Consider the following 12,877-nt stretch of genomic DNA (forward strand, 5'->3'; position numbering starts at 1 on the left):
GGCCCCACCTCGTTGTTGGCCAAGTCGACTACCCGATTTATTTGCCTATTCACTGGGGGCGAGCTGGCTCGCGTCTCCCGCCCCGGAGTTGAGCGCGTCGAGGCCGGTGAGGAACTTGTCCGTCACCGACACGGCCGTCTCCGACCCGCCGCCGAGGACGACGAGGGTGGCGAAGGCAAGGTCGTCGCGGTAGCCGGTGAACCACGCGTGCGAGCCGCCGGTAATCTCGGCCTCACCGGTCTTGCCGTAGATCTTCCCGCCCGCCTTCATGCCGGACGCCGTGCCGTTGGTGACCACCGCCCGCATGAGCGTGCGCAGCTGCTCGAGCGTGGCCGGTGCCGGGGCCGCCGGTTGCTGGTTCGCTGTGGTCTCGTGGCCGGTGATGAGCGTGGGCATCGGGGTCTTGCCCGCCGCCGCCGTTGCAGACACGAGCGCCATGCCGAAGGGGCTGACGAGGTCGTAGCCCTGGCCGTAGCCAGCCTCGGTGCGCTCCAGCTCGGTCTCGCCCTCGGGGATGGAACCGGTGATGGTGGTCAGCCCCGGGATCGTGTAGTCCACGCCGAGGCCGAAGGAGGCGCCCATGTCCTTGAGCTGCCCCTTCTGCAGCTGTTCGGAGATGTTGGCGAAGGTGGTGTTGCAGGACTTGGCGAACGCGGTGGTCATGGGCACGTCCCCGAGGGAGAACTGGTTGTAGTTGTTGACGATGCGGCCGTAAATGTTCATCGAGCCCGGGCAGGGCACGATGCTATCGGGGCTGAGCCCCTCGTCCTGGATGCCCGCCGAGGCGGTGATGATCTTGAAGGTCGATCCGGGCGGGAACTGGCCGTTGAGCGCGAGGTCGCCGTCCTGGTCGGCGAGGTCGGTCTGTGCGACGGCGAGGATCTCGCCCGTGGAGGGGCGGATGGCCACGAGCATGGTCTTCATGTCGGCGCGCAGGTTGACGGCCTCCTCGGCGGCCTTCTGCACGTTGTGGTCGAGGCTGATCTTCACCGCGGGCGCGACCTGCGGCGCGTGGTAGTCGAGCTCGCCGATGACGGCACCCTCGTTGGACACCGCGGCGACCTCCCAGCCGTTGGCGCCCTCGAGGTCGCTTTCCACGAGCGAGGCCACGCGGTTTACGATGTCCGGGGCGAAGGTGGGGTCGGTGGGAACCATCGCCGGTTCCTCGTTGAAGGTGATCTCCTGGTTCGCCGCGAGCGTCTTCTTCAGCGCCTCGCCCTGCTGCGTGCTCACGAGCGCCACGGAGTAGGTGCCGCTGGCGTCGGCCAGCTTCTTTGCTAGGTCCGCGGCGTCGGCCGTGGGCACGGTGTTGTCGGTGGCGTGCGCGGCGTTGAGCGCCGCCGCCAGGGTGCGCGCCGTCGCAGTCTTGTCGTTCGTCTTGTCGAGGTCGACGAGGATTCGGTACTCGGTGCCGGGCGTGAGCACGTCGGCGCCGTCGGAGGAGATCACGCTCGCGCGCTCGGCATTGACCGCGCGCAGCTCGAGGTGCTGGTTCGCGCCCAGCTGCGGGTGCAGCGCCGAGGGCATCCAGCGCACCTTCCACTCGTCGTTGATGCGGTTGAGCGTCATCGTGGCGTCGTAGCTGAGCTCGCGGTCCTTGGGCAGGTCCCACGTCACGTGGTAATTCGCCGTCGCGGTGGTGCCGTTGAGCTTCACATCGGTTACTTGCGTATCGACGCCTTCGGCCTGCAAGCCATCCCAGCTCGCCTGGAGCGTGTCCGAGGCGGAGCTCGGGTTGTCACTGAGATCGCCCGCGCCGTCAAAGTCCTGGGAGGCCCAGTCGCTCAAAAACTGCTTGACCACCGGCTCCGCCGAGGCCGGCTTGGGCGTGCAGGCGGCGAGGCTCGTCGCAGCGAGCGAGGACGCGACAAGTAGTGACAAAAATCTCCGCATGTGCCTTAACCTAGCACCGAAGCACGACACCGGCCGCCTGCCACTCCCCGCCGAATCCTGTGGATATGCGCCGACCCCCGGGGAAGAGTCTCCCGCGGGGGTCGTTGACGATTGGGTCGGTGCTACTTGGTGATGGACACCTTCGCCGCCGGGCCCTCCTTGATCTCCAGGCCCTGCTCCTCGGCCAGGCGCATGGCCTCCTCGATGAGGGTCTGAACGATCTGGGACTCGGGCACGGTCTTGATGACCTCGCCCTTGACGAAGATCTGCCCCTTGCCGTTGCCGGAGGCCACGCCCAGGTCGGCGTCGCGCGCCTCGCCGGGGCCGTTGACGACGCAGCCCATGACGGCCACGCGCAGCGGGATGTTCATGCCGTCGAGCGCGGCGGTGACCTCCTCGGCCAGCTTGTACACGTCGACCTGCGCGCGTCCGCAGGACGGGCAGGAGACGATCTCGAGGCCGCGCTCGCGCAGGTTGAGCGACTGCAGGATCTGGTCGCCGACCTTGATCTCCTGCACCGGGTCGGCGGACAGGGACACGCGGATGGTGTCGCCGATGCCCTGGCTCAGCAGCGCGCCGAAGGCCACGGCCGACTTGATGGTGCCTTGGAAGGCGGGACCCGCCTCGGTCACGCCGAGGTGGAGCGGGTAGTCGGTCTTGGCGGCGAGCTGGCGGTAGGCCTCCACCATGATGACCGGGTCGTTGTGCTTGACGGAGATGGCGATGTCGCCGAAGCCGTGCTCCTCGAACAGGCCGGCCTCCCAGATGGCGGACTCGACGAGCGCCTCCGGGGTGGCCTTGCCGTACTTCTCCATGAGGCGCTTGTCCAGCGAGCCGGCGTTGACGCCGATGCGGATCGGGATGCCCGCGTCGCCGGCGGCCTTGGCGACCTCCTTGACGCGGCCGTCAAACTCCTTGATGTTGCCCGGGTTCACGCGGACGGCGGCGCAGCCGGCGTCGATGGCGGCGAAGATGTACTTGGGCTGGAAGTGGATGTCGGCGATGACCGGGATGGGCGACTTCTTCGCGATCAGGGGCAGCGCCTCGGCGTCGACCGTCTTCGGGCAGGCCACGCGGACGATGTCACAGCCGGTGGCGGTGAGCTTGGCGATCTGCTGGAGGGTGGCGTTCACGTCGTGCGTCTTCGTGGTGGTCATCGACTGGACCGACACGGGGTAATCGGACCCGACGCCGACGTTGCCGACCATGATCTGGCGCGTTTTCCTGCGCGGTGCCAGCACCGGAAGCGGAGCGTCGGGAAGTCCTAGGCCAATGGGGGTAGACACGTGTTCTTGTTCTCCTCGAGCAGCACTCGCGCGTTGAGCGCGCGCGGGCGCGACCCTATTGAAAGTCGGTTGATACTTTTCGACAATTCTAACACCGTGAAGGCCTGCGGCATTCCGGGGCGCTGGGTGCCGACGGCACCTAGCCGAACAGGCGGATCGGGTTGACCACGTCGGCGAGGATCACCGCCGCGCCCACGCCCAGCAGTAGCGCCGCCACGGCAACCGTGACCGGCATGAGCTTCTGGTAGTCGGCCGGGCCCGCGGCGGGCAGCCCGCGCAGGCGGCGGAAGAAGTCGCGGATCTTCTCGTAGAGCACCACCGCGATGTGGCCGCCGTCGAGCGGCGGCAGCGGGATGATGTTGAACACCGCGAGGAAGAGGTTGAGGCTGGCCAGCAGGTTGAAGAAGCTCGCCCACATGGAGTGCTCGACCAGCTCGCCGCCCACGCGGGAGACACCGACCACGCTCATCGGGCTGTCCTCGGCGCGCTGGGCGCCGAAGATGGAGGCCACGACCCCCGGCAGCTTCGCCGGGAAGGACGCGAGCCCCTTGACGGAGGCGTCGAGCATCGCGTTCATGTAATTCCCGGCGACCACGAAGGCCTTGCCCGCGCCGACCGGCTTGATCTCCACCGGGGCGTTGCTCACGCCGATCGCGCCGACGGTGACCTCGTTGCCGTCCTGGTCGAGCCGTTTGGCGGACACCACCGGCACGTCGATCGTGAGGTGCTCGCCGTCGCGGACCACCTCGAGGGCGATCGTCTGGCCTGCGTGCTGCATGACGTAGTCGCGCAGGTCGGTAAAGCTTAGGACCTCCTGCCCGTCGACGGACACGATCTGGTCCCCGGTCTTGACCCCCGCCTCGCCAGCGGGCCCGGTGCCCTGGCAGTCGGCGAGCGTCTGCGCGTCGACCTGGTACGGGGCCACGCAGGTGACCTCGCCAACCGTGGGGACGGTGCTCGCCTTGGGGTCCGGCAGGCCCGAGCTCAGGGCGATGAAGTAGAAGATGAGGAAGGCAACGACGAGGTTGACGATGATGCCGCCCAAGAGCACGATGACGCGCTGCCACCACGGCTTGTTCATCATCGCGAAGGGCTTTTCCTCCTCGGTGACTTCGTCCTGGTTGGTCATGCCCGCGATGTCGCAGAAGCCGCCGACGGGCACCAGCTTGAAGCCGTAGTCGGTGTGCCCGCGCCTAAAGGAGACCAGCGTGGGGCCAAACCCGATGAAGAACCGGCGCACCCGCATCCCGAAAATCCGGGCCGCGGTGAAGTGGCCAGCCTCGTGGACGCCAATGGTGATGGCGATGCCCACGGCGAAGAGGAGAACCCCAAGAAGGTAGGAAAGCACTCAGTACAACCAATCGTAGGTGAATAATCCGCGCCGCGATCCCCGCTAGAGCAGGCTCGCCACCAGGGCGTCCGCGCGCGCACGCGCCTCCCGCTCGACAGCGAGGACGTCGTCGAAGGAAGAGGGTACACCAGCAAACTGAGAGGCCTCGCCCACGACCTTTTCCACGACGTCGACGATCTGCGGGAAGCGGATGCCGCCCTTCAGGAAGGAGGCCGCCGCCTGTTCGTTGGCCGCGTTGTACACGGCCGGGTGCGTGCCGCCGACGGTGGCGACCTCGCGCGCCAGCTCGACCGCGGGGAAGGCCTCGTTGTCGACGGGGAAGAACTCCCACGTCGACGCCGCGGAAAAGTCCAGACTCGGCTGGGCGAAGGGCACACGGTCCGGCCAGTTCATCGCCAGGGAGATCGGCAGCTTCATCGACGGCGGGGAGGCCTGCGCGATGGTGGCGCCGTCGACGAAGGTGATCATCGAGTGCACGATCGACTGCGGGTGCACGGTCACCTCGATGCGCTCGGCGGGGATGCCAAACAACAAGGTCGCCTCGATCAGCTCGAGGCCCTTATTAATGAGGGTGGCGGAGTTGAGCGTATTCATCTGCCCCATCGACCACGTCGGGTGCGCCGCGGCCTGCTCGGGGGTCACGTCCCACATCCGTTCGCGGGTCCAGCCGCGGAAGGGGCCGCCCGAGGCGGTGAGCACGAAGCGGTCCACCTCGAGGTCGGAGCCCGCGCGCAGCGCCTGCGCCATCGCGGAGTGCTCGCTGTCGACGGGGATGATCTGGCCCGGGCGCGCCTGGCCCACCACCCACTGCCCGCCCGCGACGAGCGACTCCTTGTTGGCCAGCGCCAGGTACGCGCCCGACCTAATCACCGCGAGCGTGGCGGCAAGCCCCAGGGAACCCACGAGGCCGTTGAGCACGAGCTCCGCGGGCTGCTCCTCCACCAGGCGGGTGGCGGAATCGGCGCCGGAAAGCACGGTTCCGCCGAGCGCCTCGCTAACGACGCGCGCGGCCTCCTCCCCCGCCACCGCGACCTGATCGGCGCGAAGCCCCAGCGCCTTCGCCTGCGCGATGACCAGCTCGGGCGAGCGCCCGCCGGCGGCGATGCCGACCACCTCGAACTTGTCGGGGTTGTCGGCGATCACCTCGAGCGCCTGGGTGCCGATGGAACCCGTCGACCCGAGGATCAGGACCTTGCGCGGCGCGCCCGGGCGCTCGTGCCGCGGCATGGTCGCCTGCGTCGTCGGCGAGATGATGGGAAAGTCTCCGAGGGGATTGCTCATGGAAGTCACCTTCTCATTATGTCCCACCGCCTCGTCGCGGCCCGCGCCGGTTGGGGTCGTTTTCGCTTTTCGACGGCTTGCCTTCGGCGCCACACCCCTCCCACCCCCTAACGTGTATGTACTTTAGGTTGATGATTGCGGCTTTTCGTGCACTTTGAGGGGGCCGCCGCCGATTTTTGCTCGTCCGCGCGGCGAAGAATGTCGCTTGGAACTGCCAAGTATGCGAAAATAGCCCATGAATCAATAGGAATCGTTGCACGTGTGCGGTCACGACGCTCCATCGCATCCGCAAGGCATACGCTGCATTTGAATAAGAGGAGAAGAACGTGGCTGGTTCCCACCACATCGCCCCTGAGGTCCACAACGGCGTGTCCACGCTGGATGAGCCTTCGGCCGCTTGGGGTTGGCACGACATCGGACGCAATGCAACCCAGATCGCCGGTTGGATTTCCGTGCTGTTCCTGTTGGCCTACAACTTCGGTAACCACAAGGGCCACGTCGAGACCATCTTCCTGTTCACCTTCGCCGCCCTCATCGCGGTCGGCCTCCTCATCCAGCTGTTCCAGCCGAAGGGCTCCCAGGTTCGCACCCTGACCGCCCACAACCAGCCGGTCGGTTACAAGGAGAAGGACTGGGACTATCTGCAGGCCACCTGCACTGGCCCGTACGCGGAGCTTTCCGACTCCCAGCTGCGCGCGCTCAACATCGAGCCGTCCCGCGTCGCTCACCTGCGCTCCCTGCCGCAGAAGTAAGAAACATTCTTGACCAAAAGGCGCCCTGCCTGTGCAGGGCGCCTTTTGCATACCCAGGACAGCGAACATGCGCCGATATCTGATTAGCTCTTCCGCCATGGATTGGCGGATTCGCCCGCTAGGCACGGCGATCCGCCTCGCGCACCCGGCGTTCACGCAGCGAAGCTTCCGCAGCGCGAACGCGCTGCTGGATCGCTTTCTCGCTGGCCGGTGGCTCGGGCGGTCCACCTCCGTCACGCAGGTCTTCGTCACCCGCCCCGACGGCACGCGCCTTCGCCTGCTCGTGTGCCGGAGCAGGCGTCGCCGCCCGGACGCACCCGTCACGGGGCTGCTGTGGCTGCACGGCGGCGGCTTCGCCCTGGGCATTCCCGAGCAGGATTTCATCTTCGGCGATCTCTTCTGCGGCGACGGCTCGTGTGTCGCGGTGTTGCCGGACTACCGCCGCTCCACCGAGGCGCCCTACCCCGCCGCGCTGGAGGACTGCTACCTCGCCCTGGTATGGATGCACGAGCGCGCGGAGGAGCTGGGCATCAGCAGGCGACAGCTGTTCGTCGGCGGCGACAGCGCGGGCGGCGGGCTCACCGCGGCCGTGTGCCTGAGGGCGCGCGACGAAGGCACCATCCCCGTCGCCTTCCAGTTGCCCCTCTACCCCATGCTCGACGACCGCGGGATCACCGCCTCCTCGCGGGGAAACGACGCACCGGTGTGGAACACCGCCTCCAACGAGACGGCGTGGCGGCTCTACCTCCGCGGCGTCGACGAGGTCCCGGCCTACGCCGCGCCCGCGCGCGCCGAGGACCTGCGCGGGCTTCCCCCGGCGTGCACGTTCGTGGGGTCGATCGATCCGTTTAGGGACGAGACCGCCGAGTACGTCCGGCGCCTACGTGCCGCGGGCGTCGAGGCGTGGCTGCGCGAGTTCCCCGGGTGCTTCCACGCCTTCGATCTGCTCGCCTACCCCGCCCAACCGGCGCGGCAGGCGCGACGCTTCCTGCGCGACGCGTTCCGCCACGCGCAGCAGCAGTACTTTTCCGGCTAGCGCTCCTCGGCGGCGAGCTGGCCGCAGGCCGCCGCGATCTCCTGCCCCTTGGTGTCGCGCACGGTGCAGGGCACGCCCTGGGCGATGACGCGGCGCTGGAACTCGTCCTGGCGATCCTTCGGGGAGGCGTCCCACTTCGAGCCCGGCGTGGGGTTGAGCGGGATGAGGTTGACGTGGACCTTGGAGCCCAGCGCCTTGTGCAGCTTCTTTCCCAGCATGTCCGCGCGCCAGCCTTGATCGTTGACGTCGCGGATGAGCGCGTACTCGATGGAGACGCGGCGTCCGGACTTGTCCGCGTAGTAGCGGGCCGCGTCCAGGACCTCCTGGACCGACCATCGGTTGTTGACCGGCACGAGCGTGTCGCGCAGCTCGTCGTCGGGCGTGTGCAGGGACACTGCGAGAGTCACCGAGAGGTCTTCGTCGGCAAGCTTGCGAATGAGCGGCGCGAGCCCCACGGTGGACACGGTGACGTTGCGCTGGGAGATGCCAAACCCCTCCGGGACCGGGCGGGTGATTTGGCGGACGGCCGAGACGACACGCTTGTAGTTGACCAGCGGCTCGCCCATGCCCATGAAGACGATGTTGGACAGGCGCCCACCCTCGGCCTCCATGGTGGCCGCGGCCGCGCGGACCTGGTCGACGATCTCGCCGGTGGAGAGGTTGCGGTCGAGCCCACCCTGGCCGGTGGCGCAGAAGGGGCAGGCCATGCCGCAGCCCGCCTGGGAGGAGATGCACAAGGTGGCGCGGTCCGGGTAGCGCATGAGCACCGACTCGAGCAGGGTGCCGTCGTGCAGGCGCCACAGGGTCTTCTGGGTCTCGCCGTCGTCGGCCTCGACCTTGCGCACCGGCGTCATGAGCGTGGGGAACAGCTTGTCCGCGACCTTCTCGCGCGCCGACTCGGGCAGGTCCGTCATCGTGCGCGGGTCCGCCTCCATGCGGCCGTAGTAGTGCTTGGCCAGCTGATTCGCGCGGAACTTGGGCAGGCCGAGCTCCTTGAGCGCGTCGATACGCTCCTCGGGGCTGAGGTCGGCGAAGTGGGTGGGCGGCATCTTGGCGCGACCGGCGCCGAAGTTCAGGGCAACGGGAGTAGGCATAGTGGTCCTTATTCTCGCACAATTGCCAGCTCAACCGCGAGTTCGTCCACCCAACGCCACGCCGGGTCGCCGGGTGAGAGCCGCGCCACCCCCGACCCACCAAGACACTTAACCCACATTTAGCATTTTCACAGGTAAGGGCGTTTCGGCGCCACAGCGACCCCGCCCGGATTGGTGACCACGAGAGAAAAGATTGGCGAAGTGGCTAACGATGCAGTTGAATGGGGACATGCCTAAGAACGATTCTCACGAGAACGAGGTTCAGCTCCCCGAGACCACCGTTTCCGCCGAGCCGACCCCGGAGACCGAGCTCGTCCCCGCTCCCCTGCCTAGCGAGGCGAGCAACGCTCCCGTGAGCGTACCGGCCACCACCGACGCGCCGACCACGCCTGAGAAGCCGAAGGTGAAGAGTACCTTCGCCGGCGGCGCGTGGCTCGCGCTCATCGTGGGTGCGCTCCTGCTCATCGTGCTTTTGGTGTTCATCCTCCAGAACCAGCAGGCCGTGGCGCTTTCGTTCTTCAACCTCCACATCAGCCTCCCGGCCGGCGTGGGCTTCCTGCTGGCCGCCATCATCGGCGCGCTCATCATGGCGCTGGTCGGCGGCGTGCGCATGTTCCAGCTGCGCCGCCAGATCAAGAAGCGCCGCTAGGCTAGACGCTTTCCCACCCCGCACCGCGCGTGCGGGGTTTTTCATGCCGTTTTTACTCGGGAAAGAGGGAATCCATCACCGCGCGGAGCAGGAAGCTGATCGTCGGCGGCTCAACCTCCGCCGAGCGATCGAGCACGTCGAACGCGCCGAGTAGGCCCGCCACGGTCTCGCCGCTCAGCTCCGCCGTCACTCGCCCCTCGGCGCGCCACGTCTCAAACTGGCGCGAGAGGAAGTCAACCTCCGGGGAGGCCACCTCAGCGCGCAGGCGCGGGCCGAGCGCCCCGTCGCGCCAGGCCGCAAGAATCGGATCGCTCGCTAGCGCCTCGATGTTGCCCTCGAGCCAGGCCACGAGGGCCCGCTTCGGGTCGGACCAGTCGATGCTATTTCTCAGCCGGGTTTTCTGCTCACGGTTGACCGCCGCGTACACCTCGCGGAAGAGCTCGTACTTGGAGGGATACCGCAGGTAGACCGTGCCCACGGCCATCCCGGCCCGCCGCGCGATGGCGGCTACGGACGTCGCCTTGTAGCCCTTGGCCTCGAACTCGCTTCGCGCCGCCTCTAACAATTCGTCTTTTCCCGCTGCCGACATGAAATGAATTCTAGCAAGTACTATTCATTTTTCGTTACGCCCTGTAGACTCATGAATGAACATATTTAATATTCATTCATTTTGGGAGTTCGAGATGCTCAAGACCATCATCATCGCGGTTGTCGTGCTCGTCGCCTGCGCCGCGGCGTTCCTCTTCTTGCAGACCCCGAAAAACGTCGGCGACCCCAGCAAGTTCAACCGCGCCTTCAGCACGTCGGAGCAGGAAACGCTGCGCACCACCCAGATCACCCCGCAGGAGCTTTCCGACGCCAATGGTGAAAACGGCCACTTGGCCTGGATCGCCATCAACGGCGTCGTCTACGACGTCACCGGGGCCAAGGATTGGCAGGCACCGAAGTGGCACCACGGGGTCACACCCGGCGGCGACGTCACCGAGGCCTTCCTCACGTCCGGCCACGGGGTCGAGCACATCGCCGGGCTCACGGTCATTGGCAGCTACGCCCCCTGATCCCGTGCCCGCACGGCGAAGCCCCCGCATCCTACTCGAGGATGACGGGGGCGAAGGTTTTTGCTAGGCCACGGACACGAGGCTGAGCAGCAGCCAGGTGACCATCGCCGAGGGCAGCATGCCGTCGAGGCGATCCATGAGGCCGCCGTGGCCGGGCAGGATGGCCGACATGTCCTTGATGCCCAGCTCGCGCTTGAACTGGGACTCGACCAAGTCGCCAAGGGTCGCGCAGATGACCAGCAGGAAGCCGAGCACCACGCCCCACCACCAGTGGTACTGCAAGAGCAGCGCGACCGTCAGCGCACCCACGAGCATCCCGCCGACGACCGAGCCAGCGAATCCCTCCCAGGACTTCTTCGGGCTCACCGCCGGCGCCATGGGGTGCGAGCCGAACATGACGCCCGCGATGTAGCCGCCGGTGTCGGAGGCGATGACGCAGAGCATGAACGTGACGATGAAGTAGGAGCCCGGCACCGTGTCCGTCTGGAAGAGCGAGAGCATCGCCGCGAAGCTGCCGAACAGCGGGATCCAGGTGAGCACGAAGATCGCCACCGACATGTCCCGCAGGTAGTTCTTCGGCGCGGAGTTTCGGCCGTGGTGGAACAGCCGCCCGAACATGATGAGCAGCACGGAGGCGACGTAGGCGCTCACCAACCCCTTGGGGCCGAACGGCCAGCTCATCCACACCATGAGCTGCCCGCCGATGAGCAGGAAGGAGCGGTGAATGAGGTAGCCGTGCTCGCTGAGCCGCGCGTGCACCTCCCACGTGGCCACCGCCACCGCGACCGCCACCAGCGGGTACCAGCCGTGCGGGATGACGAACACGCACAGCAGCACGAGCGCACCCAGCCCCAGCCCCACCGAGATGGCCGCCTTGAGGTTGCGGCCCGCCGAGTTCTTGGGCTTGGGCAGGTGTTCAAACCCCCGCGCTGACTGATTCATTCCTCACGCGCCTCCTTGCACATGTAAATGGGCAGAAAGGAGAATCTCGCTTTCCGCCCATCTGAATTTCGCATCGGTTAACGAAGGTTCTAGACCTCCATCAACTCGCCTTCCTTCTTGGAAACCAGGTCGTCGATCTGGGAGACGTAGTTGGAGGTGACCTTGTCCAGCTCCTTCTCGGCAGCCTGAACCTCGTCCTCGCCGGCGTCGCCGTCCTTCTGGATCTTCTTCAGGCCGTCCATGCCCTTGCGGCGGACGTTGCGGATGGCGATCTTGCCCTCCTCGCCCTTGGAGCGGGCGAGCTTAACCATGTCCTTGCGGCGCTCCTCGGTCAGCTGCGGGATGGTCACGCGGAGAACCTGGCCGTCGTTGGTGGGGTTCACGCCGAGGTCGGAGTTGCGGATGGCGTTCTCAATGTCGTGCATCGTGGACATCTCGTAGGGCTTGATGAGCAGCATGCGCGCCTCAGGGACCGAGATGGTGGACATCTGCGTGATGGGAGTGGGAACGCCGTAGTAATCGGCTATCACGCCGTTAAACATGGCAGGGTTGGCGCGGCCGGTACGGATGTTGGTGAGCTCATCGCGGGTGCGCTCCACCGTGGTGGCCATGTGCTCTTCCGACTCCAACAGGATGTCATCGATCATGTCTTAAAGGTTCCTTCTTGCGAAATGGTGCGTCGTGCCGCCCGCCTAGGCCTGTGAGCTGGCGGGCTTTTTCACTTTGTTGTTTCTTCTAACCTATCAGGACTTCACCAAAGTGCCGATACGCTCGCCCGCAACGGCGCGGGCAATGTTGCCCTCCTCGAGAAGGTTGAACACGAGGATGGGCATGTTGTTGTCCATGCACAGGCTGAACGCGGTGGCGTCGGCGACCTTGAGCCCCTGCTCGATGACCTCGCGCGGGGTGATCTCGCTGTAGAACTTCGCGTCGGGGTTGGTGCGGGGGTCGTCGGAGTAGACGCCGTCGACGGCCTTGGCCATGAGCAGCACCTCGCAGTCGATCTCGAGGGCGCGCTGGGCGGCGGTGGTGTCCGTGGAGAAGTACGGCATGCCCATGCCGGCGCCGAAGATGACCACGCGGCCCTTCTCGAGGTGGCGCTTGGCGCGCAGCGGCAGGTACGGCTCGGCGACCTGGGCCATGTTGATGGCCGTCTGGACGCGGGAGTCGATGCCCTCCTGCTCGAGGAAGTCCTGCAGGGCGAGGCAGTTCATGACCGTGCCCAGCATGCCCATGTAGTCCGAGCGGTTGCGGTCCAGGCCGCGCTGCTGCAGCTGGGCGCCGCGGAAGAAGTTGCCGCCGCCGATGACCACGGCGATCTCGTACCCCTGGCGGGCCACGCTGGCGATCTGGCGGGCGACGCCCTGCACCACGTCCGGATCGATGCCCACAGCGCCGCCGCCGAACATCTCACCTCCGAGCTTGAGCATCACGCGCTTGTATCCGGAACGTTGAGCAGCCTGCTCCATGGGTTGGTACCTTTCTTCCCGTTTCCAGGTGTGGAATATGCGGACCCTAGTGCGCGGCCAAGACGT

13 protein-coding genes are annotated in these 12,877 nt (G+C 66.6%); 4 read left to right on the forward strand and 9 right to left on the reverse strand.

Translation table 11 applies throughout. The annotated features are described in order from the left end of the window. Positions 1-45: 45 nt before the first annotated feature. From B843_RS08440 to dxr, 4 genes are all read right to left on the reverse strand, one after another. The gene (locus B843_RS08440; RefSeq protein ID WP_034648351.1) at positions 46-1,893 is read right to left on the reverse strand and encodes a penicillin-binding transpeptidase domain-containing protein; all 1,848 of its coding nucleotides are present in this window, start codon (positions 1,891-1,893) and stop codon (positions 46-48) included. Between the two features lie 122 nt (positions 1,894-2,015). Then, positions 2,016-3,179, reverse strand: a complete 1,164-nt coding sequence (ispG, locus tag B843_RS08445) for a flavodoxin-dependent (E)-4-hydroxy-3-methylbut-2-enyl-diphosphate synthase (RefSeq protein WP_025253073.1) — start codon at positions 3,177-3,179, stop codon at positions 2,016-2,018. 139 nt (positions 3,180-3,318) lie between these two features. Further along, a complete protein-coding gene (locus B843_RS08450; protein ID WP_025253074.1) occupies positions 3,319-4,527 on the reverse strand; it encodes a M50 family metallopeptidase in 1,209 nt (402 codons plus the stop codon). Between the two features lie 45 nt (positions 4,528-4,572). Beyond that, entirely contained in the window at positions 4,573-5,757 is a 1,185-nt protein-coding gene (dxr, locus tag B843_RS08455) for a 1-deoxy-D-xylulose-5-phosphate reductoisomerase (protein WP_034648548.1), read from the reverse strand. A gap of 380 nt (positions 5,758-6,137) precedes the next feature. On the opposite strand from dxr, the gene B843_RS08460 reads away from it, so the two are divergent. Then, positions 6,138-6,563 (forward strand): DUF2631 domain-containing protein, encoded by a 426-nt coding sequence (locus tag B843_RS08460; RefSeq protein ID WP_025253076.1) that lies wholly within the window; start codon positions 6,138-6,140, stop codon positions 6,561-6,563. Positions 6,564-6,660: 97 nt separating this feature from the next. Next, on the forward strand, positions 6,661-7,599 hold the full coding sequence (locus tag B843_RS08465; RefSeq protein WP_025253077.1) for an alpha/beta hydrolase: 939 nt from the start codon (positions 6,661-6,663) through the stop codon (positions 7,597-7,599). Here the strand turns inward: B843_RS08465 and rlmN are convergent. Continuing rightward, the gene (gene rlmN / locus B843_RS08470; RefSeq protein WP_025253078.1) at positions 7,596-8,693 is read right to left on the reverse strand and encodes a 23S rRNA (adenine(2503)-C(2))-methyltransferase RlmN; all 1,098 of its coding nucleotides are present in this window, start codon (positions 8,691-8,693) and stop codon (positions 7,596-7,598) included. The genes B843_RS08465 and rlmN overlap by 4 nt on opposite strands. A gap of 229 nt (positions 8,694-8,922) precedes the next feature. Between rlmN and B843_RS08475 the strand changes: the two genes are divergently transcribed. Further along, positions 8,923-9,342: a LapA family protein gene (locus tag B843_RS08475; protein WP_025253079.1), complete on the forward strand. Its 420-nt coding sequence runs from the start codon at positions 8,923-8,925 to the stop codon at positions 9,340-9,342. A gap of 52 nt (positions 9,343-9,394) precedes the next feature. On the opposite strand, the gene B843_RS13270 is transcribed toward B843_RS08475, so the two are convergent. Further along, on the reverse strand, positions 9,395-9,931 hold the full coding sequence (locus B843_RS13270) for a TetR/AcrR family transcriptional regulator (RefSeq protein WP_025253080.1): 537 nt from the start codon (positions 9,929-9,931) through the stop codon (positions 9,395-9,397). Positions 9,932-9,986: 55 nt separating this feature from the next. Here B843_RS13270 and B843_RS13515 point away from each other — a divergent pair, with 55 nt between their 5' ends. Beyond that, positions 9,987-10,400: a cytochrome b5 domain-containing protein gene (locus B843_RS13515; RefSeq protein ID WP_197020773.1), complete on the forward strand. Its 414-nt coding sequence runs from the start codon at positions 9,987-9,989 to the stop codon at positions 10,398-10,400. A gap of 63 nt (positions 10,401-10,463) precedes the next feature. Here B843_RS13515 and B843_RS08490 read toward each other — a convergent pair whose 3' ends face one another. The 3 genes from B843_RS08490 to pyrH all read right to left on the reverse strand — a co-directional run bounded on the left by B843_RS08490 (position 10,464) and on the right by pyrH (position 12,811). After that, positions 10,464-11,342 carry a phosphatidate cytidylyltransferase gene (locus B843_RS08490; RefSeq protein ID WP_025253082.1) on the reverse strand — a complete coding sequence of 293 codons (879 nt, stop codon included), beginning with the start codon at positions 11,340-11,342 and terminating at the stop codon, positions 10,464-10,466. Positions 11,343-11,431: 89 nt separating this feature from the next. Next, complete coding sequence (gene frr / locus B843_RS08495; RefSeq protein ID WP_025253083.1) at positions 11,432-11,989, reverse strand: ribosome recycling factor; 558 nt, start codon at positions 11,987-11,989, stop codon at positions 11,432-11,434. A 96-nt stretch (positions 11,990-12,085) separates the two neighbouring features. Next, positions 12,086-12,811, reverse strand: coding sequence for a UMP kinase (gene pyrH / locus B843_RS08500; RefSeq protein WP_025253084.1), 726 nt, complete (start codon positions 12,809-12,811; stop codon positions 12,086-12,088). Positions 12,812-12,877 lie beyond the last annotated feature (66 nt).

It is taken from the genome of Corynebacterium vitaeruminis DSM 20294, from assembly GCF_000550805.1.
Lineage (GTDB): Bacteria > Actinomycetota > Actinomycetes > Mycobacteriales > Mycobacteriaceae > Corynebacterium > Corynebacterium vitaeruminis.